The following is a 22,709-nucleotide window of genomic DNA, read 5'->3' as shown; positions in this document are numbered from 1 at the left end:
GTTGCGATCTCTCTCTTTGAATCTCAGGCGAGGGGAGGCAGGCTGCTGGTGGTGACGTTAGCGGAGCCCCCGTCAGCGAGGTGAGGATAGCTGCTGCCACCGAGCGCACTGTTTGAGCGAAGCGAGTTTGCGCGAATGGCAGCAAACCGGCGCCGCAGCCGAGCAGGGGGCGCAGCGTGTCACCACCAGCAGCCTGCCTCCCCTCGCCGTCCCTTCACCAACCGAAGTACCACAGCCACCACTACCTCCCAGCCATCCAGCGCAGCGCCGATGGCCCAAAACCTCCCGAGCAGCCACCCCAATCTCTCACAACCGGGGCAGCCACCCTAAGCCACAACATCACAACATTCACACCATCCGATACAACTTCAAAACATCCTCCGTATAAACCCCAGGCCGCTCATAAACCACCAGCGGCCGCTCAACCCGGATCCTGGAATTCCCGCCCTTACAAGCCTCGATCAACACCATATTCGGCTCCTTATCAATAAAAGGATACACCAGCTGCATCCTCTTAGGCTCCAGCTTATACTTCGTCAAAGTCGCCATCAGCTCCACAAGCCGAAACGGCCTGTGCACCAGAAAAAACCGCCCCCGGTCCTTCAGGACCCGGGCAGCCTGACAAGCAACATCATCAAACGAACACAAAATCTCATGCCTCGCGATCGCCTTCGGAAGATGCGGATTCGTCAACCCATGCTGCCCGATCATATACGGCGGATTACACGTCACCACATCAAAAGAAGCCGCCCCAAAAATCCCGGCAGCCTCCCTGATATCACCCTCAACGATCCGAACCCTGTCCTCAAGACCATTATACCTCACACTACGGTCAGCCATCTCCGCACACTCATGCTGGATCTCCAGCCCCGTGAAATGCTCCCCATCCGTACGATCAGAAAGCAAGATCGGAATGATCCCCGTACCGGTCCCCATATCCAGCGCAACCTCACCCCTCTTCACCCGGGCAAAACCAGACAACAGAACCGCATCCATCCCAAAGCAAAACTTCTTCGGATCCTGGATCACAAACAACCCATTCTGAAGATCATCCACACGCTCACCGCAATAAACCAGATCACTTCTCATTCGGCTTCGAATCTCCCTTTTTAACCTCTTTCTCCTCGTGGTCAGCAGAACCACCCTTACCCTTTTTTCTCTTAGGACGGAACCTCAGATCACGGACCGGAAACTCCTGGATCTCCTTCTCGTCATTCACCTCAACCACGATCTTAACCATCTGCCTGAGAACATTCACACTCTGGACCGTACCCGAAACACCCTGCGGCGTCGTTACCATATCACCGATACCCGGAAGATTCCGGTTCAGCTCCTCATAAGTCTCCTGCTCATTCTTCAGACAGCACATCAGACGACCACAGACACCAGAAATCTTCGTCTGGTTCAGAGAAAGATTCTGCTCCTTCGCCATCTTGATGGAAACCGGCGCAAACTCCGAAAGATACGTATGACAGCAAAGCGTCCTTCCACAGATACCAATACCGCCAAGGATCTTCGTCTCATCACGGACACCGATCTGACGAAGCTCAATCCTGGTCTTAAACACAGACGCCAGATCCTTAACCAGCTGCCGGAAATCAATACGGCCATCCGCTGTAAAATAAAACAGCACCTTGTTATTATCAAAGGTATACTCCGCATCGATCAGCTTCATATCAAGCTCATGCTCACGGATCTTCTTCTTACAGATCTTAAAAGCCTCTTTCTCCTTCTGGCGGTTCTCAGCCTCATGATCCTCGTCCTCCTTCGTTGCAACACGGAGAACCTCCTTCAGCGGATGGACCACCTCGTCCTCCTTCACGCTGCGCGGCTCCAGGACAACACGGCCATACTCCACACCACGGGCAGTCTCCACGATCACATGATCGCCGACCTTCACCTTATAATTCTTAGGATTAAAATAATAAATCTTACCAACGTTACGAAATCTGACTCCAACTACCTTTTCCATTCTATTTCTCCCTAATTGTCAGGAACAGGAGCTCCAGGGCAAGTTCGAGATTAACATTGGCACGGAGACGCACCTTCGTCTTCTCCAATGCCTCAAGGATTTTTTCGATATTCTCATAAGAACGCTCGCTGGCCTGCTCTCTGATAAAATTAATCTCCTGTTTAAAAACCAGGTTGTCAATTTCCCTTGTTGCCTTAAACATCAGAACATCGCGGAACCAGAACTGGAAAATATCCAGATAATCATTGATATTATTCTTATCAGCAGTCAAAGTCTTGATCGCCTCTGTCAGCTCATAAACCTCCATGGAATTGGCATATTTCAAAATCTTCAGGGCATTGGCAGTCATATCCGCAAACTCCTGAGAAGTCGCAGCCTCCTTCGCCTTGCCGATACTGCCCTGCGCATAAGACGCATCGATCTCAGCCTGATAATCCGGCACCTGAAGATGCTCCATCAGATATTCCTTCACAAGACTGTCATCCACCACCTTCAGATCCAGACGCACACATCTGGAACGGATCGTAGGAAGAAGACTGTCGATATTGCTTGTCAGCAGCATGATCACCGCATATTCCGGCGGTTCCTCGATAGTTTTCAAAATGGCATTCTGCGCCTGCACCGTCATCATCTCCGCATCCGGAATGATATAGATCTTATACGGACTGCAGTACGGCTTGATATCCACATCACGCACAACCTGGTCACGCACCTCGTCAATGCTGATGCTTCCAGGCTTCTCATGAGTTACTGTAATGATATCCGGATGATTCTTGCCGATCACCTTCTTACAGGAATCACAAGTCATACACGGTTCAGACTCTCCCGATTCACACTGCAGCGCTGCCGCAAAAGTCCCCGCAAGAAGCTTCTTGCCGGATCCCGGTTCCCCTGTAAAAATATAAGAGTGGGATACCTTCCCTGTCTCTATCGCATTCTTCAAATGCCTGATTATATCGTCATGGCCGATGATGTCATGAAATCCTGCCATAAGAATCACCTCTTTCTGCCTTTTGTGCCCTCCGTTATACCCGGCGGACATCTTTCAACTAATTATAACATAATCTTCTGTATAAAAAAACTATTTTTCCTTATTGTACAGATTTTATATAATTTACGATCTCCTTCACACATTCATCCAGATTATGATTCTCAAAACGCTTCCATATACCTGCTTTAAGAATATTTTCCTCGGAAAAATCATTCTGGTCTGCAAGAAAACGCCTGCACATCTCCTCGTACTTCGGCACCTCCTGGGTCTTCTCCCTGGCAAGCGCACGCTCCAGACGCTCTCCGTCTTCCACCTCTATATAAATAGGCCACATCACTTCATTGCCGTAATACTCCCGGAGCCTCACAAAAGACTCCAGTGTACCGATCCCCAGATAGCTGTCATTACCCACAGACACCTGCCCGTCATCCGCAGTAAAATATGTCCACGGCCCGTAAACCGTCTGATAAGTACGCGCCTCGATCAGCTTCCCGTTTCTTCGGAACTCCTTCAGTTTATTCTCATCTGCAAAAAAATATTCTCTTCCGTTCACCTCTCCATCTCGGATCGGACGGGTGGTATAGATCACAAGCCGCTTAAGCCCCAGCTCCTGATTCCCCTCCAGCTGTCTGTAAATACTGTCCTTACCGGAAGAGCTTTTTCCCATAATGTAAAAAATCTTTCCCATATGTCTCCTCTGCTGCATATGCGTTACTATACACGCTCTGATCCGTAATACACAGAGCCGTCTGCTGCCACGCACCTCACATCTCATTTCTCACAACACACACCGTCTCACTGGTCTGGTCGCTCAGGCCTTGGACCTCAAAGCCCTGTTCCAGGTATCTTCTCACATTTTTTACGAAATGTCCAGAAATCTGTTCCCCCGGAACGATCAGCGGGATCCCCGGCGGATAAAGATACGCAAACTCCCCGGACGTCCGTCCGATACACTCATCCAGCGGACACCGCTCACTCTCCGCATCCATAGCCTGGGAGATCCGCATGATCTGCTTCATTTTTCCGTTTTTCAAGGGCTCCTTCTCCACAGCCTCTTCTCTGTATTTTAACGATTCACGACGGTCGATCTCTTCAATAGCATCACAAAGCCGCTCAAAGCCCTCCGCCGTATCACCCACAGCCGCCAGCGCCAGCACATAATTCTCCGCCTCCATCTCCATTTCCAGATGAAACTCCCTCCGGAGGATCTGGTGCAGCTCCCGGCCGTTCAGCGAACTGTTCACAGTAGAAAGCAGTATCTTGGATCTGTCAAAATCAAAAACTCTCTGGCACTCACAGGCCTGCGGCGTCACCAGCCGGATATACTTACACTCGGAAAGACGCCTGCGTGCTTTTTCCAGATTCTCCGTAAACACACGGAACATCTCATCCCCCTCACGCTCCAGCTTATCCATGCACGCATCAATGCTGCTCATAAGAATATAAGAAGGACTGCTGCTCTGATAGATTCCCAGAAAACGCTTCAGTTTTTCCCGACTCACACGATCACTGCACAGGTGGATCACCCCCGTCTGGGTCAGACAGGGCAGCGTCTTATGCACACTGTTGATCACCACATCCGCACCAAGCTGCGCCGCAGACACCGGAAAATAATCCGAAAACCGAAAATGCGCCCCGTGAGCCTCATCCACGATCAGCGGCACACCATAGTGATGCGCGATCTCCGCGATCCTCGCCACATCCGACACGATCCCGTCATAAGTCGGCGAAGTGATCAGCACCGCCTGGATCTCCGGATTTTCCGCCAGATACATTTCCACACGGCCAGGTGAAATCCCTCCGTTTATCCCCAATTTCGGATCCTCATGTGGATAAATATACGTGACACTCAGCTCCCGCAGATAAATCGCATGGTAAACCGCCTTATGGCAGTTCCTTGCCACCAGGATCTGTCCCCCCTTATCCACAGCCGCAGACACCGCCGCCAGGATCGCCCCGGAGCTTCCATTAATACTGTAAAAACTCTCCGGCACACCATAAAGCCGTGCAACATCCTCCTGCGCCCTTTTCAAAATATCCTCAGCATGATGCAGGTTATCAAACCCGTCAATCTCCGTAATATCACTCTCCACCGGAAAATCCCCCTCCACAGCCAGCGGATTCCTCTTATGCCCCGGCATATGAAACGGATAAAAATCACTCTTACCGTACGCTTCCAGTTTCTTGTATAATCTGTCTTCCATAGTTCGTCCTTTTCATCCTAAAAACAAGGAGGGGCTATCACCAGACGATATTCCCCTCCATTTTTATCACATCTCAGCAAAATCGATCCTCAGCTCCTCATAGATTCCCACCTTGATCGAATCCTGAAATGTATACTGCTCCGTATCCTCATTTTCAAAATCATACACCATTACCAGCTTCTTCACAGGATCCACGATCCAGTACTCTCTCACACCGGCAGTCCTGTATTTAAACAGCTTGGTATAATAATCCATACGCCTGCTCGCCGGAGAAACGATCTCGATGATCCAGTCCGGAGCCCCCTTACATCCCCTGTCATCCAGCTTATCCGGATCACAGATAACAGAAACATCCGGTTCCACATAAGTATTCGTCTTCTCATCCAGATACACCGCAAACGGTGCGGCAAACACCTCACATTTGCCCTTGTTAGAATCTATATAGTTACCTATCTTTCTGGACAAAATACTTGAAATCCTCTGATGCATCGTATTCGGCGGCGCCATATAATAAATATGTCCATCGATCAGTTCCGCTCTTTCACCCTCCGGCAAAGCATAAATATCCTCTATCGTATAAATTCTTTCCCTCAACAGCGGCATATCTCCACTCCTCTCAAAAGCACCCGGCAGATCATACACCATCATTCCGATCTGCACTCATACACCTGCAGCAGCTCCATCCGAAGCCTTCCCCACAGACTCACACCTTAAACCGGTACCCCACACCCCAGATCGTCTCAATATACTGAGGCTTGGCCGTATTAAACTCGATCTTTTCACGGATCTTCTTGATATGCACCGTAACCGTAGCGATATCACCCACAGACTCCATATCCCAGATCTCCCGGAAAAGCTCCTCCTTTGTAAAAACCCTGTTCGGATTCTCAGCCAGAAAGGTCAAAAGATCAAACTCCTTGGTAGTAAACGTCGTCTCCTCACCATTGACCCACACACGCCTGGCCGTCTTATCGATCTTAATACCACGGATCTCGATCACATCATTCTTATGCACATTGGAACCAACCAGCCGGTTATAACGCTCCATATGCGCCTTCACACGCGCAACCAGCTCACTTGGGCTGAACGGCTTGGTCATATAATCATCCGCGCCAAGACCCAGTCCGCGGATCTTATCGATATCATCCTTCTTGGCCGAAACCATAATGATCGGCGTATTCTTCTCCTCACGGACCTGCCGGCAGATATCAAAGCCATCCACCTCCGGAAGCATCAGATCCAGGATGATCAGATCAAACTCCTCCTTCATGGCACGTACAAGCCCCGTATCACCACGGTTCTCGATCTCCACCTCAAAACCCGAAAGCTCCAGATAATCCTTCTCCAGATCCGCGATCGCTTCCTCATCCTCTATAATTAAAATCCTACTCATTCAGCGGTACCTCCTGATATTTTCTGAGAACAAAATACATGATCGTTCCGATTCCCAGCCGGCTTGTGGCCCAGACCTTTCCACCATGATCCTCCATGATCTTCTTTACGATGGAAAGTCCGATACCGCTTCCTCCCTTGGAAGAATTTCTGGAAACATCGGTACGGTAAAAACGGTCAAAAATATACGGCAGATCCTTGGCGGCAATACCCTTGCCGTTATCCTCGATCTCCACCTGGATAAAATCACCCACATCCTTCACCCGAAGCTGGATGATCCCCCTTGGCTTCTCCATATACTTAATGGCATTACTCACGATATTATGGATCACACGGCGGATCTGCTCACCATCCGCAATAACCTGCACACCCTTCTCCACATAATTGGCATACACAAGCTCGATCCCCCTGGTCTCCATCTCAAGCCCAAGCTCCTCCGCACAATCCGAAAAATAATCCTCCACATTCAGCTTGCTGAACGTATACGGAATACGGTTGGTATCGATCTTGGAATAAAAGGTCAGCTCATTGATCAGATGATCCATCTCATTGGTCTTATTATAAATGGTACGCACATACCGGTCCATCTTCTCCGGCGTATCCGCCACACCATCCATGATTCCCTCCACATAACCCTTCACCGCAGTGATCGGCGTCTTCAGATCATGGGAAATATTGCTGATCAGCTCCTTATTCTCCTTATCCATCAGGATCTTCTCTTCCGTGGACTCCTTCAGACGCTTACGCATCTCCTCAAAATCCTGGCAAAGCTGGGAAAATTCATCATTCCCCTCAACCTCCAGCACAAAATCCAGATTCCCCTCCTTGATGTTCTTGGTAGCCTTCTTAAGCTTCACCAGCGGAACCGCAATGCTCCGATAGATCCACAGCCCTACGGACAATGCGGTAAAAACAAGGATGATCGTTGCGGTCAGGATCATATCCTTAGCCATCAGCTTCACCTGGCTGCTGGAAGACTGCGGCAGCGAAATATCATAGACCATCTGGCTGGAATCCGAAGCCTGGCTGCTGCTCTCCTGCACATGCTTCGCCTGCGTCTGGCTGAACCCGTACAGACTTGCGGAAAAAGAAGCAGCGGCAGCAGGATGATCGCAACGAAGCCCACAATAATACGTGTTTTAACTTCATCTGTATCTCCGTCCTTTATAAATTCACACATTCACATACACGTATTATAACATAAACTATATTCCCTATCTCTAAATTTTCTATAAAAACCCCATCTTCCAGCATCAGTATTATTCCATTTTGTTCTAAACTATGCTATCATATTTTTGTTGTCCACCCGATACCCGGCAACGGGAGGAGGTGAGTTCTTTTGGAAATTATTATCTCTTTTCTTGTTTCCTGCATGGCAAACATAACTGCCTATTACGTTTGCAAATGGCTAGACGGCAACAAGTAGGACAACGCTAACCTAGTGGTTTCTTGTCCACTATAAAAAATTAGAAGAAGCCCCCGGTATTGGCACTACCGGGGGCTTCACTCTTTGTTCTTTTGGAACTATTACTATCTCTTTTGCCTAATGGCATTATATCATATGCATTTCTTAAAATCAATATTCCTGCCAAAAGGATATATAAATATTTTTTTGACTCTCTTACAGATACTTCTTCAGAGTCTCAACCTTGTCCAGATGCTCCCATGGAAGATCAACATCTGTACGGCCGAAATGACCATAAGCAGCAGTCTGCTTGTAGATCGGACGGCGAAGGTCAAGCATCTTGATGATACCAGCCGGACGAAGATCAAAATTCTCACGAACGATCTCAACAAGCTTAGTCTCAGAAAGCTTACCTGTTCCGAAGGTATTCACACTGACAGAAGTCGGATGCGCAACACCGATCGCATAGGAAAGCTGGATCTCACACTTGTCAGCAAGACCGGCTGCAACAATGTTCTTTGCAACATAACGTGCAGCATAAGCAGCAGAACGGTCAACCTTTGTGCAATCCTTACCGGAAAAAGCACCGCCGCCGTGACGTCCTGTTCCGCCGTAGGTATCAACGATGATCTTACGACCTGTCAGACCACTGTCACCGTGAGGTCCACCGATAACAAAACGACCTGTCGGATTGATGAAATACTTCGTATCCGCATCAACCATATCAGCCGGAATGATCGCATCAAAAACATACTTCTTAATATCCTCATGGATCTGCTCCTGAGTAACATCCGGATCATGCTGTGTAGAGCATACAACAGCATCGATTCTCTTCGGCTTGCCGGCCTCATCATACTCAACAGTAACCTGAGTCTTTCCATCTGGTCTTAAATATTTCAGAGTGCCATCCTTACGAACCTTTGTCAGCTGCTGAGCAAGCTTGTGAGCCATGTTGATGGCATATGGCATATACTCCTCAGTCTCATTGGAAGCATAACCAAACTGAAGACCCTGGTCACCGGCACCGATGGAATCCAGCTCGTCCTCATTCATATCGTCCTCTTTCTGCTCAAGAGCCTTGTCAACCCCCATAGCGATATCTGTGGACTGCTTATCAAGTGATGTGATAACCGCACAGGTATCTGCGTCAAAGCCATAATCCGCATTGTCATATCCGATCTCACGGATAGTATCGCGAACGATCTTCTGGATATCAACATTAGCCTTGGTTGTGATCTCGCCCATAACAAGTACAAGACCTGTTGTAGTAGCAGTCTCACATGCAACACGGCTCATCGGATCCTGTGCCATCATAGCATCAAGGATCGCATCGGAAATAGAGTCGCAGACCTTGTCAGGATGACCCTCAGTTACAGATTCAGATGTAAATAAAATTTTCTCCATGATCTTCTCCTTTTGTAATAAAACAACGGTTATATACATAAAAAACAGCCCGTACAATCCGGACTGTTTAAATTCTGTAAACAATCCTCTTATTGTTCGATTGCTCGCTCAGGTTGGCACCTTCCTGGATTCTCCGGGGTTGCCGTGGCTTCACAGATCCTTTGTATCTCCACCACTCTGAATAAAAGGCTATCTTTTATGAAATTTACTGCAACACATACAATATACTTATCATACCAAAATGTCAAGAGCAATTTTCGATAAAAAATATCACCCGCTGCTTTTTCATCCCCAATACGTAAATATTCCAAAAAAAGAACCGGGCATCCACATCGCCCGGTTCTTCCATTGATCATCCTTCAGAACGATCCGTTATTTATTTTTCTTCTTTCTCTTAACTCCATAAGCTGCACCACCGCCAACAATGATCGCTGCTGCAAGGATTCCAACCCATACGCCAATCGGTGTATCATCGCCGGTCTTTACAGAACGTCTTGCTGTACCGCTGGTATCGTTCGGAGCAGTTCCGCCCGCTGTACCATTATTCGGGATCGGAGTGATCCGATCATTTCCACCATGATTTGCTCCAGGTGTAGCAGTCGGAATCGGTGTCGGCTCGGAAGAAAGACTGTTAGTGATCTCCTTTGTTACAGTATATCGGTTATCATTATTCAGTGTAACCTCACCCTGACCGGTAACTGTATACTTAAAGGTATCATCATCAACCGGATTTCCATCCTTATCCGTCTCCAGAACAGTATAAGTAACACTGTTGATCTCCTGATCTGTTGGAAGATCCACCATTACCTGAACACTATCATTCTGTTTCAGAGTCACTACCTTCTCAAGCGTCAGCTCACCGTTACTTTCAGTGGAGAACAAACCTGCATAGAACGTATCATCCACAGTAGAAGCAACACCATCGATCATCACATTCTTCTTAATGTTGATATATCCGTTACGGCTGAATATATCGGAAATCTTTGTATAATAGTTATTTACATAAGCCGCTGCCTCAGTAGCACCACTATCTCCACCGATCACAACCTGATTGGACTTCTCTTCACTCTCGCCATTCAGCTTCGTTACATTGTAGTAGTAAAGATTCTCCTCATCCACCTCGATCTTCGTATTCTGCTGAAGAAGATTTCCATCCTCATCCAGCTCAAATACATAATAGGTGCCATCCGGAACATCCGTCCATGTAGCTGTACCACTGGAAGCATTCTGGATATGGATATCCTTTAAATAATCATCACGGAACGGGATCGTACCTTCCTGATCCGAAAAAACGCCAACCTTATAAGTTACATCCTCTTTCGTTTCCAGAGGAATCACATTGTCGTTCTCATCAACATTATAGATTCTCTTCGTAACCTGGATCTGTGTATGCTGTTTCGTTGAAGTCTTCGGATATGCCTGTACATCATACATCCAGCCCTGCTCCTGATCTGCAAAAGGAACGGAGATCAGCATCGGTGAAACCGCAACACTGCTGTTCGCATCTGTCTGCACCACCAGATACATGCCCTCAGCCAGATCGGTAACAGTAATATTACCCTCTGCATCAGAGGTTCTGGACAGCCCCCACACATCCACGCTTCCGCTGCTGATCATATCTGCCAGCTGCCCTGCTGCTTCATACCAGCCGTCAGCCGTCGTGATGGAACCAAAATCGATTGCTGCGGCAGCCAGTGCCTCATCCAGCACGAAATGCACATTACCATCAAAATTCACACTGCCAACCCTGTAGATCGTCAGCCCTACACCCGGCAGCGGAGTCTGATTTCCTTCCTCATCCGCCTGCTGAACCGTCAACGTCAGATTACCCTTTGTTCCAGCTACATAATCCCCGGCGAAAACCGGCTGCAAAACACTCGTGACCAGCATAGCCGTCAGCATCAGAACAGCCAGAAGGCTCCGGAATATTTTCCCTTGCTTTCTTCTATTTTTCATCGCTCTCTGCCTCCTCTTTCCTTTCTGAAAGCTGCTTCTTTTTCCGTTTTTTGTCCCTATGACGGACGATCAGATAAATCAGCAGGATCAGAACAACAAGCACTGCAGCGCCGCCGGCCAGAACCCTCTTCGGATCCACAACAGCAAGCTTCTGCGGTATCGTTTCGTCATTCTTTGTATCTTCCACCACATATTTCGTCCGCACTCCCCGGACAAGAAGCCTGTGGGTGTTAACTCCATAAGGGGTACACGTGATCAGAGTCACATGATCTTCACCCTCAATAATATCCAGGTCACTGGTCTCATCCGGAAGCACCGTCTTGATCTGATCCACCTTATAGGCCAGATGCTTGCCAAGAATGTGCAGGATAAAAATATCTCCCTTTTCCATCTGATCCAGATCTGTAAAAAGCTTTGCGTTAGGAAGACCTCGATGCGCCGCCAGAACCGCATGGGTGCTCCTGCCTCCGATGGGAAGGCTGGTACCCTCCACATGACCGACACCCTTTTCCAGGACCGTTTTGCTCAGTCCGTGATAGATCGCCAGTCTGGCTTTGATCTTCGGGATCTCGATACTCCCCATCAGACCATCACCGTTCGGATCCAGAACCCTGTCATAAGGATGACTCAGCTCATAAGTATCCTCTTCCTCAAAAGCATCTACAATGGCATTCACCGGATGCTCGGCATTATACTCCTTCGCCTCTTTCCACAGCCTGTCATAGTCGTTGTCTGAAAGCTCCGTTACCGCTTCCTCGTACTTACTGACCAGCTGGGCATTTCGATACTGGTTCCACATATCACTGATCGTGGGATAAAGGAACACACCCGCCCCCGCCAGAAACACCAGGACAATAATGATGTTCAGGACAACATTACTCTTTTCTTTTTTCTTTTTAGCCATAAACTATTTCCTGCGTCGTTTTTTGTTCTGAGCAGAATTGATACCGGCAACCAGGATCACCGCGATCACAATTCCGATCACAACACAGAGAGCAAGCATCGGAAGCGTCGGATTGGTGATTCCGGTAACCTTCTTCTCTGTTTTCTGAACCGCCTTCGCAGCCTTCATCGGAACTCTGTGTCCCCTCACCAGAAGTCTGTGCGTATTCACCGCATAAGGCGTACACGTAACCAGCGTTACATAATCATCCCCATCCGTGATACCCAGAGACTCTGTCTGCTCCGGAAGAACGGTAAGAATCTGATCCACCTCGTAGGCAAGCTTCTTACCCAGCACATGCAGGTAAAAAACATCTCCCTCTTCCACAAGATTCAGATCTGTAAAAAGTTTCGCACTTGGAAGTCCTCTGTGTGCCGACAAAATACAATGGGTACTCTTGCCGCCAACCGGAAGACTGCTGCCGAACAAATGACCTGCACCCTTCTCCAGAGTCTCATCTGTCGTGTAATGATAGATTGGAATGCTCACATCGATCACAGGAATCTCCACATACCCCATCATTCCATCACCATTCAGGTTCAGAAGAGACTCATATGTACTGTCCGTCTGTCCATCCCTCACGGAAAAGGCATCCGGCACACTTTCCTGCTTGATCTGTTCATTATACTCCTGTGCTGCCTTCCACATACTGTCAATCTTCTCCGAATTATCATCCGAAGAAACACTGCTGCTATAATTACTGATCAGCAGGCTGTCCCTGTACCGGTTCCAGGCATCACTGACCATTGGATACAGCAGTATGGACAACCCTATCAGAAACAGCAAACCAAGTCCAATATAATTTTTCTTCTTATTCTTTCTCATAGGTTTCTCCATACTGTTGTATTTACCTCTCCCGGCCCCCGAAAGGGCCGGGCGGTAAAAGATTTACTACTTTGTTTTAATACTTGCTTTGTCGTTGCTTATAAATAATTTTTGAATTGAATCGATCCGGCAATCAAACGATTACTCCTCAGATCCTTTTCTGCGGCTGATGAAGAAAGCACCAGCAGCGCCAGCCATAACTACAACACCGATGATAGTGAAGAGGTATGTTCCCATGCCACCTGTGGATGGAAGGGAGTTGAGTTTTGTATCATTTAAGCCACCTTCATTATACAATTTAGCTGTAGCAACTTCTCCGTCTACAGTAAGTGTAAGTGTCTTACCATCTGTATTAATAGAATATCCTTTTGGTGCTTTTGTTTCTTCAAAGTGATAAGAACCAACATCTAAACCTTCTACGTCAATATAACCATTTGCATCTGTCACAAGTTTTGAATCAGCATCTTTTGTATCTGGAGCATATTTATATTTTCCAGTTTTTTCTTCCTTTACGAATGTTAACGGTACTTCTTCTCCATCTTTATACAATACAAACTCAGCACCTTCCAATGCTTTATTTATATCACCATCGCCATATTTCATCAGAACTAATTCTCCAGTAAATAACTTAACTGGAACATTATTTCCGCCGTAATCTACACCTGCTGCATGGCTACCTGCTTTATTTTCTACTGTTGTTTCATTTACTTTTGCTGTATAAGTAACTGTAATTTTCTTTCCAGCATTCGGATTAGCTGTATCTGCAACTAATTTACCTAAATCAACAGTAAATCCATTGCCTTTATCATTTACTACGATTTCACCAACCTGGCCATTTTTGCCTTCCATTGTTACACTATTAACAGCATTTGGTCCTGTTAAATAGTAATCAGCACCAGTAATTTTATCAGTGATTGTAAATGTTCTGTTCTCTGTATTTGCTGCATCAATAAAAGGTACGTATGCGTCGATTGTATAAGTTACAATATCTCCAATTGCTACTACATGATCGGCATCTTCTGTTGTTTTATCTACAGATGTTGAAGATTTTTTAGCAATTACTTCTGTACCTGATAACGCTGGATATGGCTCGCCAAATCCTACATAAGCAGTTGCTGTTTTATAAGTATAGCCTTCCTCTTCTGCTTTAATTGCATAAATACCAGCTTCACTTACTTCAATTTTTGTCTTATCTGTTAATGTTGTAAATCCAGTAAGTGCTGCAACTTTACTTAATGCTAAGTCAATATTTGCTGCTGTTACATTTGCTGCTGTTACGCCAGTTGGTAAAGCAACATTAGTATCTTTAAACTTAATTAATCCCCAGATAACTTTCTGCTGTGCATCAGCGGAATTGGTCATTCCTAATGCTTCTGTGAAGCATGCTCCTGCTCCATTCACAAATGCCCAACCAGAAGTTGTGCTCTCATCCTTTTGAATGATCTGCATACACTCAACACTGTCTGCCGTATTAAAACCTGTAAGTTTAATTGTAGCATTTCCATCTGCAAATACCGCTGTGCACATAGACAGTACCATAACCGCTGCCACTAATAATGCACCAATCTTTTTTAATAAATTTTTTATAAGGTTTGCTCCTTTCTTTCTCTGCATTTTTCTTTTTCGCCCTTCATCGGCCATTTACAATTAATGTGTTACGATCTCTTTGCTTCTTCCTCCCTTCGTTTATTCTTTATAAACAACAGGAGTGCAGTTGCAAGAATCGCTACACCACTGATTGTAAATCCATAGGTTCCCGGACCACCGGATTCTGGTAAGGAATAAAGTTTAGCATTTTTGATTGTTAAAACTTTATTCGTTTCATCCAAAGTCCACATCTCACTACTATTTGCTGCCTCACCATTTTCATTAACAAGTTCTACTTTTCCTAATGAGATTTTGAAACAAATACTGCTACCCAGTATTGAATATCCCTTCGGAGCGATAATCTCTGTCAGCCTATAAATACCCGATTTCAATTTGGTCAGTTCAATATCTGAATCCCCATTGATTACTTTTATACCATTCTGAATAGTTTTCCAATTATCACCATTTTTTATTTCCAAATTAAATTCAGAACCTGTTAATAGATGATTTTCTGTATCTGTCTTCTTCAGATCCAGTTTTGTTACTGCTTCGTTTGTGTAGGAAGCAACACCCTTCACACCACCATCAGTTTGTTTATACGTATAATTCTTAATGACATTATTTTTATCCGTGTCATAACCAAGTCTGAAAGTCAATGATTTGGATGTATCTGATTTAGAGTTTTCGCAATCTGTCTGCCCGTCAACCTCAAATGCTTGAATTGTATATCCATCTGCTTCTACTTCCGTTACAGTGTAATATCCTCTTGGAAGATTCTCTAATTTTGCAACTCCACTAGTCTGATCAGCTTCAACTATCACCTTCAGCGGACTACCAGAAACAGCATTTCCATCTGAATCCTCTACATTAAATTTAAACGTTCTGGCTTCTGTAGACGCTTCTGTCACATTCTTTATAATCTGAATCTGACCGCTGATAACATTGATTTTATAAATACCATATAGATTGTTATTACCAGGATTTTTCGCTGTCTCAGTTCCCACGAAATGTCCGTCTGTATTAGTTTTACTCGTATCCGTTGATTCTGTTGGAGCAGTATAAGTTACTTCCAGATAATACTCAGTTCCATCATTAAGTGCAGTTTTTATTTCAGACTCATCGATGTTTGTTCTAACACCGTTGTCTTTTTTAAACCACTGTAATTTAATTAATGATGTACCATCCTCTTTTTTAGAATCTGTTTCGTTTACTGTACCATCTTTGTAAGATGTTGGTTTACTAGTGGCAAACAACTCATTCCGAATTTGCTCATCCATTGGTACGGAATCACCTTTGTAGATAGTAATCTCTTTATCCTTAACTACCAGATTAACTTTGACATTAACCGTAGGCTGATCCAATACTTTCTTCAAATCTCCTACGCTAATCTTAGAATCAGGGGAGACGTTGGTAGGAATATTGTTACCACCGATGAAACTATCTTTTGCTTTTACAGTAATGGTTCTACTCCAGCCATTTGTACCATCTGTCGTGTGTTTAATGGTCTGATCAGTCCACTGTACCTGATAAGTACCGTCATTACGCTTTGTTACAATCCCACCATTCTCTAATGTATATTTCCCACCTTCGAAATTGGTTTCGGTGATAACATTACCTCTATCTACAATTTCAAATCTACTGTCGATCACATCAGTAATTGTTGCACCGGTAATGTCAACGTTCTTATTAATTGTACTACTGATACTCTGGAAAATTTGTGTAAGCGATGCTGCATCATCTGCTGTTTTTGCGCAATCTGATGATGAAGCAATTCCTGGATCCTTTTTACCATCATACGTACCACCAGACAAGAACGTCTTCGCGCGATCTCCTTCATCATTAAGTGCAAAGCCTATGGTGTATACTGTATATGGATTTTTTGCATTATCCACATTATTTCTTAGGCCTGTTTTTAATTCGCCTGCCTGAGTTTCAGCATTTTTTTGTGCATTACTATTCCACTTATTACCTCCGCCAGTCGGCTTACCATCGGTGAACAGAACCACATACTTAGGATTTGTATCAACCATAGCATCCAACTTGTTCTTTGCATCCTCAAGTCCTACCGCAGGATCCGTACCTCCATTCGCCTTCAAATCTTTAACGAAATTCTTAAGTTCCGTTACCTTTGCACTATCTGCAGTACCTACTTCTCCCAGACTTACAGATGTTCCATGATTACCATATGGTCTATTGTAGTCGTCAGTACTGCTAAATACAGTAATACCTATTTTACTATTCGGAGATTTCTTCGCTGTATCATCTATAAACTGATTTACAGCATTCTTAAGTGCATCAAGCCGGGTTTCTGTTGTGCTAGTTCTTGTATATATTTTACAATTATTATATTTGTCTTTCGCTGCATCATCTGATGAACCCCTCGGACCCACACGCCATCCTTTGTTATAAGAAGAATAATACCACATCTCCTTATAAGAACCATCCACCTCAATATAATACGTTACATTACGATTTAGAAGCTTCTTGTCATCTCTTGCTTCAGAAGTATTATTAGCAACAAATGTGTATGAATAAGAAGTAATATCCTCTCCCATCGATCCGGACACATCCAATACCAACATGATATCTGCCACAGACGTTTTCGTTTCAATTATGGAACTTGTACTTGTGGATGTTGCGTTAATGGTAATGTCGTAGGTTCTCTGATCCCAGTCTTTCACTTTAGCCGTTTTGCTAGTCACCATACTGGAGTTGATAATTTCTTCCGGAGTCTCATTCAGAATTTTATTGTCTTTAACTGCTGTTCCTGAACTGTTTTTTAATGTGGTTGTAACATTATTATTTTCTTTTGTTACCGTTACCGTCCATTTTTCATTGGAAGCAACATATCCCACTGGCGCCTGAATCTCTTTCAGATAATATGTTCCTGCTCTCAGCTTATCAAATGTAACATTTCCGCTATCATCAGATGTAGCTGTTGCAATCTGTGTTGTGCACTCTTCGTCATTATAAAGAGTAAATCTTGCATCGCTAAGTCCAGCACCTTTTTTATTAACTTTTTGGAAATTCAGAGTTCCAAGCGCATCCGTTGTTACCTGTGAAATTGTTACGTTTGGAAGGGTAAAATTCATGTAACAGTTAGAAGCACCTGCTCCTCGTTCCATATAAAGAACCGTTAATGTATGTGTAGATTTATCTCCTTCATCCAAATAATCCCTCAAGTTCACAGTTTTAGTTGCCGCATTATGAATTCCACCTAAATCAATGATAATCTGCTGATTTTCTTTTCCTCCATCCATGACAACCCACATATCGTCATCACCGGTAAAAGAATAATTTAATGGACCTACATAATCACCAATGTTGAACTCCATGTCATAACGCATTCCAAAATAATAATTATGTTCTTTACCATCATTCCCAAGTGCACTTTGCGTTTTTCTAGTATATCCTTTCTCATACTTTGAAGCCACAGTATCTAATGGAAAGAAATCTTCTCCCGAATTTTCCTTTTTATTTAACTTATACTGTGTTGTTACGTTAGTGCCACTTCCATCTGTTACACCCGTTAATGTATATGTGTCACCACTTCTTTCAAAATTCAAATTATAATCTTTATATACTTTTCTTAAGTAATTGTCTTTTGAATTTCCTGCCAGTAAATCAGTCTCATTAAAAAATCCTGGATCTGGATAATTAAATTCTACATTGCCATTTTCATCTAGTCCCTTCAACAAATCAGTAATAACATCTTTGCCTCCAGTCCATAAGTTAACCGTTTTGTTACCCTTTTGCCAAGTATATTGATATGGCGTATAGTTTTGATCTGCTAATTTTCCATTATGGGTTTCACCCATACTTAACTTCTGATTACTGTCTGGATCACTATAATTACTCTTCTGATTAATGGAATAATAAGTACTTCCACTCTCTCCGGCCTTTACCGTATAATCATAAAACGTAGGTGCACCGGCGAATGTTCCAGTGGTAGGAGTATAATATACTTTAACCGTAGCATCCTGTGCTAATTCAATATCACCTGCCGCTACAGTATTCTCTTTTCCATCTATAACTACTTTTACTTCCTTGATATCCCAGTTTGTAGCCTTCTTACAATCAAATTTCTGCCCAACTGAAAGTTCTTTATCAACATCATCTGCATAAATCTTCTCTTCAGTTGTTGCGTCATAATGCTCTATTGTAACTTTTATCTTATCGTCACGCTTATTACCAACGATTACATAAGTCGAAAAATGCGTAGTCTCGAACTCAACATCACCATTCTTGGCAACGCTGCCATCCATATTTTCAACGTTATCATTCTCGTCTACGTGATATACATCTGCATCCTTGATTTTCTTCTCATCATTCAGAGATACAGATACCTTCACTGTAGCACCCGGCTGAACTTCTTCGCCGTCCACCAGGAATTTGATATCGTAGGAATGGATCTTCTCGATGGCTTTCTTTTCTTTGATCGCTTCTTCTGTGATCTGGTCTTCGGCTTCCTGGCTGAGCTCTACCGGTGTTACGGAAAGCTCTGCGTTGTCCGGAAGGTCTGCCGGATCGGTAAGAGTAACCTTGACATTGACCTCGTCACTCTTGTAATCATATCTGGTGATCTCAGGCTGAATTTCTTCTTCCTGCACATCCTCAGGCTCTTCTGCCTCATCACTGCTATCAACAACCTGTGCCATATCACTTCTTATGTAAGCCTCGGTTCCTTCCCAGGAAACCTTGTACCAGGTTGCTCCGTCCTCTGCTGTTACGGTATCCAGAAGTGTGAGCTGTGTTCCTGCGTTTACAGTTGCCAGAACCTCTGCCTCGATAGATGGGCTGACACGAAGATTCGTATCGTCTCCCAGAACCTCGATCAGGCTTGTCTCACCATTCTCATCTGCTGCCGTAACCTCATCCGGGCTCGCAATATCCTCTGCCGGTTCTTCCACCACATCCGGATCCTCTGCCGGCGCTTCGGTAGGTTCAGCATCCGGATTCTCCGCTGGCTCCTCAGAAGGCTCTGCCTCAGGAGTTACCTCCGGATTCTCTGCTGCCGGTGTCTCAGCTGCATCCTGCTCAGGCTCGTCCGAAATATCCATTCCGTCCGTAAGCTCCTCTGATGCGATAGGCACCTCGTCCTCATTACCGGAAACAGCTTCCGCCTCGACATCTGCTGTCTCAGGAGAATCCCACATAACGGCAAAAACAGCTGCGTTGCCAGTCTCAACCTGAAGTGTCTGGATCTGTTTGCCCTCGTTGACATTCAGAACCTTCAGATCCTCGTTGGCCTGTAAGGTGTTAACATCAGTATCACCGGTACTGCTGTTATAATGAAGCTTCTCAACGGTTACACTCGTGCTGGCTGCATCGGTAAGCTCCGGTGCTGCCGGTGTCTTGTACTCAAAAGTTACTCTGACTCTGCCGTTCGGCTCGACTCTGTTTCCGTCGCCATCAGCAAAATACACATCATACGCAAAAAAACCTCTCAGGCTGCTGCCCTTGTCTGTAGCTGCTGCTGAAAGCTTCTGAGAAACTGTATCATAAGATACGGATGAATTCTCGTTTACGCTGTCAGCCTTCAATGCTGTATTCTGCGGAAGAGCTCCGTCCTCCAGTGCCTCTGCTGTTACTTTAACAGAATCATTTTCATATGTAAGCGTCGATTGCTGCGCCTGTTCCGTTTCCTCCTGGTCAGCGCTGCTTACATCCGGTGTCGATTCTTCGGCCGCTGGTTCAGATGTAATTTCGCCATCTGTAAATATATCCTCCGTTCCATCTCCGAACGCCTCACTCGCGGAGATCGTATATGCACTCGGCATACAGGATACCATCAACGCCAAAGCCACCATAAATGCCAGGAGTTTTCTGATCTTATTATTCCTTAATTTTTTCATACCTTTCCCGCTTTCCTATGTGTGCATTAACGTGTACTGTATTTCTTATTACTTTACTTCTGTTTATATTCCTTTCTCTTAAAAAAGCTTCATGTTTTTAGCCGGTGAGTAAACAGGTTACACCTTTTCAATATTTTACCCTTATGTGATTGTAGTGTCAATATACCAGGCATTTTTGGTAAGGATATTGACATTATCAGATGCTATCGAAAATCAGTCTTCAACTCCTCCTTCTTAACTTACTCGTTTACTGGTTCTTTTCGTCTGATTTCTCCGATAAAATCTGACTATTCGTGATATTTATTATACAACACTACCAGTTGTTTTGTAAGGCCCGTTTTTTCAAAAAAAGTGCCTCTGTCACTATTTTAACATGAATTTCTTCAGCTCATCCCGCTTCTTGACATTCAGCTTGCAAAAGATATCCGTAAGGTAATGCTTGACAGTATTAATGGAAATCCCCAGATGCTCTCCGATCTCCTTATTGGTCCATCCCCCACTTGCCAGCATGGCAATAGAAAACTCCATCGTCGACAGCTCCCCCGTAACCTTTCTCCGATTTTCCGGATTATGAAGCGCCATCCAGCCCCTGCTGAAAGAAATCACACCCTCCGTGATCCGCTGATACGCTTCCGGATCCCGGTTCCGGATACAGGCCTCGATCAGCCCCCGCAAAAGCCCATGATGCTCAATAAAAGGCTCCAGAAACCCATCCATCTTCGCCAGCTCCCAGCTCCGTCCTCCAGTGCCTCCTGCTTATGCTTTCGGTTGATCGCACACACCGCCATCATACAGTGGATATACGTCATACTGATCGGATACGACCTATCCGCCATAAACAAAGCAGCCTTACCCATCCCATAAGCACTCCATATCTCCCCGTTAAGATAAGTATGGTGAGCCATCACATACGTGGCAAAAAGCCTCAGCCCCTCAGGAAGCATCCTGCTGTACTCCCCAAAAGCAGGCATCCCATCCGTAGGCAGATGAAGCAAAACCGCCCCCACATACCCCGCCAGAAGACAGGACGCATAAACATCCTTAGGAACCTTCTTCTTCATAGCAATCTTCACACAGGACTGGATTCCCTCCATCCCCCGCTTAGCCGCCGCCACATTCCCCAGCGTCAGATTAGAATACCCATACAAAATACACGCCGAAAGCTTCAGCTCAATAACCCTGCTGGACAGATACCCCCTCGTGATCTCACAACACTCCTCCGCCTGCCCCGTAAAATAAAAAAGCTCAGCCCGCGCAATATTCCTCAAATCCACATCCACAAACCCCTCAACAACCTCCCGAGCCCTCCCAGGCTCAAAAGACGAATTCAAAAGCGGCAAAACCACATAATCACACATACAACCCACTCTCCTCCAAAACCCAGGCAGCCCTCCCAAAAAAGACCACCCTCAAAACCAGACCAACCCAAACCTCCGAAGCCCTTCACCCAAGCCACACATCAACACACAGCCGAAATCCTTCTCTCAAGTCACACAAAAAAGTCACCAGAACTCCGGATATCAATAAATAAATCAACCAATCAGGCCAACCATCTTTTTCCATAATTATAATCCAAAATCCTCCAAAAATAAATTTAAATATTACACAAAAACACTACAATATATCCAAACCAGCCTCTATTCCCCAATCCCCTCCCGGCAAACCACCACTCCCTCACACCCCCAAAAAACAGAACGGACAGACTGCCAGCCATCCCACAAAAAAAGAGCCCCAGGCCCAAACACCCAGGAACTCTCCCAAAACCAAACAACATCATCTACCCCTCCGCAACTTCCTCAGCTCCCTCTCCAACCGATCCGCACGCGCCGTTACTGAAAACTTATAAAAAGTTACAAACTTCTATGTTTCATTCCTACTTCAACGAGTATGCTTTTGATGATATAAATATCTATCTACTCACAAGTTCTTGTACTCTCCATAGGCGTAAATTCCGGATTAACGTACCCGTACATATTTGCACTAACGTTTTAGTGTTAGCTTGCAACTCTTTCTCCATAAGCCTTGAGATTTATAGATGCCTGAAAATCTCTATCAATGACATTTCCACAATCACATTTATAAATCCTGTCAGATAATTTCAAGTCTTTTTTAATGTTTCCACAGCAACTGCAAAGCTTTGATGATGGATAAAACCGATCAGCCACAATAAGCTGG

At 45.1% G+C, this 22,709-nt stretch carries 17 protein-coding genes and 1 riboswitch; all 17 genes read right to left on the bottom strand.

Annotated elements, in window-relative coordinates; all coding sequences use genetic code 11:
* Nucleotides 1-348: 348 nt before the first annotated feature.
* A complete protein-coding gene (locus CK1_RS12515; RefSeq protein ID WP_015526580.1) occupies nucleotides 349-1,089 on the bottom strand; it encodes a tRNA1(Val) (adenine(37)-N6)-methyltransferase in 741 nt (246 codons plus the stop codon).
* Nucleotides 1,079-1,972 (bottom strand): PSP1 domain-containing protein, encoded by an 894-nt coding sequence (locus CK1_RS12510; RefSeq protein WP_015526579.1) that lies wholly within the window; start codon nucleotides 1,970-1,972, stop codon nucleotides 1,079-1,081. Before CK1_RS12510 ends, CK1_RS12515 begins: the two co-directional genes overlap by 11 nt.
* 1 nt (nucleotide 1,973) lies before the next feature.
* Nucleotides 1,974-2,963, bottom strand: a complete 990-nt coding sequence (gene holB / locus CK1_RS12505) for a DNA polymerase III subunit delta' (protein ID WP_015526578.1) — start codon at nucleotides 2,961-2,963, stop codon at nucleotides 1,974-1,976.
* A gap of 100 nt (nucleotides 2,964-3,063) precedes the next feature.
* Entirely contained in the window at nucleotides 3,064-3,651 is a 588-nt protein-coding gene (locus CK1_RS12500; RefSeq protein ID WP_015526577.1) for a nucleoside/nucleotide kinase family protein, read from the bottom strand.
* Nucleotides 3,652-3,727: 76 nt separating this feature from the next.
* Complete coding sequence (locus CK1_RS12495) at nucleotides 3,728-5,167, bottom strand: aminotransferase class I/II-fold pyridoxal phosphate-dependent enzyme (RefSeq protein ID WP_015526576.1); 1,440 nt, start codon at nucleotides 5,165-5,167, stop codon at nucleotides 3,728-3,730.
* Nucleotides 5,168-5,233: 66 nt separating this feature from the next.
* Nucleotides 5,234-5,827 (bottom strand): Uma2 family endonuclease, encoded by a 594-nt coding sequence (locus CK1_RS12490; RefSeq protein WP_330389467.1) that lies wholly within the window; start codon nucleotides 5,825-5,827, stop codon nucleotides 5,234-5,236.
* Between the two features lie 43 nt (nucleotides 5,828-5,870).
* On the bottom strand, nucleotides 5,871-6,560 hold the full coding sequence (locus tag CK1_RS12485) for a response regulator transcription factor (RefSeq protein ID WP_015526575.1): 690 nt from the start codon (nucleotides 6,558-6,560) through the stop codon (nucleotides 5,871-5,873).
* Nucleotides 6,553-7,602: a sensor histidine kinase gene (locus CK1_RS12480; protein ID WP_353611169.1), complete on the bottom strand. Its 1,050-nt coding sequence runs from the start codon at nucleotides 7,600-7,602 to the stop codon at nucleotides 6,553-6,555. The genes CK1_RS12485 and CK1_RS12480 overlap by 8 nt, the downstream gene beginning before the upstream one ends.
* A gap of 578 nt (nucleotides 7,603-8,180) precedes the next feature.
* Complete coding sequence (gene metK, locus CK1_RS12475; protein ID WP_015526574.1) at nucleotides 8,181-9,368, bottom strand: methionine adenosyltransferase; 1,188 nt, start codon at nucleotides 9,366-9,368, stop codon at nucleotides 8,181-8,183.
* 86 nt (nucleotides 9,369-9,454) lie between these two features.
* A riboswitch (SAM riboswitch) is annotated at nucleotides 9,455-9,556 on the bottom strand.
* Nucleotides 9,557-9,740: 184 nt separating this feature from the next.
* A complete protein-coding gene (locus tag CK1_RS12470; protein ID WP_015526572.1) occupies nucleotides 9,741-11,324 on the bottom strand; it encodes a pilin N-terminal domain-containing protein in 1,584 nt (527 codons plus the stop codon).
* The gene (locus CK1_RS12465; RefSeq protein WP_015526571.1) at nucleotides 11,314-12,228 is read right to left on the bottom strand and encodes a class C sortase; all 915 of its coding nucleotides are present in this window, start codon (nucleotides 12,226-12,228) and stop codon (nucleotides 11,314-11,316) included. Before CK1_RS12465 ends, CK1_RS12470 begins: the two co-directional genes overlap by 11 nt.
* A 3-nt stretch (nucleotides 12,229-12,231) precedes the next feature.
* Nucleotides 12,232-13,092: a class C sortase gene (locus tag CK1_RS12460; protein ID WP_227589123.1), complete on the bottom strand. Its 861-nt coding sequence runs from the start codon at nucleotides 13,090-13,092 to the stop codon at nucleotides 12,232-12,234.
* A 141-nt stretch (nucleotides 13,093-13,233) separates the two neighbouring features.
* Nucleotides 13,234-14,706, bottom strand: coding sequence for a SpaH/EbpB family LPXTG-anchored major pilin (locus tag CK1_RS12455; protein WP_306288906.1), 1,473 nt, complete (start codon nucleotides 14,704-14,706; stop codon nucleotides 13,234-13,236).
* 41 nt (nucleotides 14,707-14,747) lie between these two features.
* On the bottom strand, nucleotides 14,748-20,534 hold the full coding sequence (locus tag CK1_RS12450; RefSeq protein WP_015526568.1) for a SpaA isopeptide-forming pilin-related protein: 5,787 nt from the start codon (nucleotides 20,532-20,534) through the stop codon (nucleotides 14,748-14,750).
* A gap of 363 nt (nucleotides 20,535-20,897) precedes the next feature.
* Entirely contained in the window at nucleotides 20,898-21,251 is a 354-nt protein-coding gene (locus CK1_RS12445; protein WP_306288905.1) for a helix-turn-helix domain-containing protein, read from the bottom strand.
* Nucleotides 21,197-21,892, bottom strand: coding sequence for a hypothetical protein (locus tag CK1_RS12440; protein WP_015526567.1), 696 nt, complete (start codon nucleotides 21,890-21,892; stop codon nucleotides 21,197-21,199). The genes CK1_RS12445 and CK1_RS12440 overlap by 55 nt, the downstream gene beginning before the upstream one ends.
* 636 nt (nucleotides 21,893-22,528) lie before the next feature.
* Nucleotides 22,529-22,709: zinc ribbon domain-containing protein (locus CK1_RS12435; protein ID WP_306288904.1), on the bottom strand; the 181-nt coding region annotated here is incomplete at its 5' end.

This window comes from Ruminococcus sp. SR1/5, assembly GCF_000209835.1.
Taxonomy (GTDB): domain Bacteria; phylum Bacillota; class Clostridia; order Lachnospirales; family Lachnospiraceae; genus Blautia_A; species Blautia_A fusiformis.
This window is presented reverse-complemented; position numbering and strand designations above follow the sequence as displayed.